General features: G+C 66.4%; 2 protein-coding genes. Both read left to right on the plus strand.

The genetic code is table 11. The annotated features are described in order from the left end of the window. A partial coding sequence (locus ACTQ48_RS11170; protein ID WP_441570973.1) for a phosphoadenosine phosphosulfate reductase domain-containing protein occupies nt 1-433 on the plus strand: 433 nt, incomplete at its 5' end. A gap of 615 nt (nt 434-1,048) precedes the next feature. Next, the gene (locus ACTQ48_RS11175; RefSeq protein ID WP_441570975.1) at nt 1,049-1,399 is read left to right on the plus strand and encodes a hypothetical protein; all 351 of its coding nucleotides are present in this window, start codon (nt 1,049-1,051) and stop codon (nt 1,397-1,399) included. Nucleotides 1,400-1,459 lie beyond the last annotated feature (60 nt).

A 1,459-nucleotide genomic window follows, 5' to 3' on the forward strand; every position in this document is an offset into this window, starting at 1 on the left:
CCCGCAGCGAGGCGAACCAGGGTTCGAGGCGATCCATGCCGACCCCAACCGCAAGGCAACCAACATCATGGCCAAACTTATCCCCGGCCGGTATGTGTCGGGGGTTCGGGCGGAGGAGTCGGCTGTTCGTGCCGGGTCGCTGCGCTGGCACGGCACCTCCACAGAACGCACGTGTCGACCGATCATCCGCTGGACAGCCGTCGATGTGTACGCATACCTACACTCGCGCCAGCTCCCCGTGCACCCCACCTACGCGATGAGCTTCGGCGGCAAACTGGATCGTCGCTGGCTACGGGTCCACATCCTCGGCTCCACCAAGGCGAAACGATCGGCGATCTACGGCCGCGACTCGGAGTGCTGGGAGGAGACCTACTACGGGGATGTGCTGGCGGCAGCCCGAGCTAATCGCGCCCACCTGTGGGGCGAGTCGTGAGGCGCCGGGTCTGGGAGTTCCTGCCTGCCCGCCGCACCCGAGGTCGGGTCACCACGCCGACAGTGATCGCCGCCAACCTCGGAGTCTCGGTCGCAGAGGTCGTATCTGCCCTACTCAGCATGGAGCGCGACGGACATGCAGTGCAGGACAAGCACGGATCGTGGCACCGAGGCCTGCCACTACACTGATGGCATGGCTGACGGGATCACCACCGCCGACGCCGCGCTCTGGCTCGGCGTCACTCCCGAGGCGATCTACAAGTGGCGGGAGCGCGGACTCGTCACCCCACTCAACCCCGACCACAAACCGCTGCGCTGGGACCCCGACGACCTACGACGAGTCCGGCACTCCACCCGCCGCGACCAGACCCGACTCGCGACACTCGCAACCCAGTGGTTGACAGCGTGCGAGGACGATGTCAGGATAGGTCCAGCTAGTGCAGTGCGCCCCAAAATCGCCTGACCCAGACCCCATCACCTCCCCGGAGTCGGTGGGGTCTCACGCTGTTCCAGGAGGTGTACCGATGTCCTCCGCCGACCACGGCTACTGCGACCAGTGCGGACACCCCCTACGACCCGGACGACACGGCACCCCATGGTGCCCCGAGTGTGACCGATGAAACGCCCATGCAGTGAACCTGGGTGCCCCCTACTGGCACGTAAACCCGCAACCCGCTGCGCCAGCCACCGCCGCGAATCGCCCACCTACCTCACCCGCACCAACCCCGAGCGGGAACGCCGAGCGCGCATCGTCGCAGCATGGCGAGCCGAACACGGGAACTGGTGCCCCGGATACGGCGACCACGCCCCGCACCCAAGCGACGACCTCACCGCCGCGCACATCGCCGGCGCACAACTCGACCCCTACGGACCCCTGACCGTGCTGTGCCGCAGCATCAACTCTTCGCTCGCCAACCAGCCGATGAAACCCGAGCTCATCCGAGGCAATATCACATCAGACGCATAAGACCCCCAGGGGGAGGGGCGAAACGCCCCCTGTCTCTTATACACATCTGACGCTGCCGAC

The organism is Collinsella sp. Sow4_E3 (genome assembly GCF_052116285.1).
Lineage (GTDB): Bacteria > Actinomycetota > Coriobacteriia > Coriobacteriales > Coriobacteriaceae > Collinsella.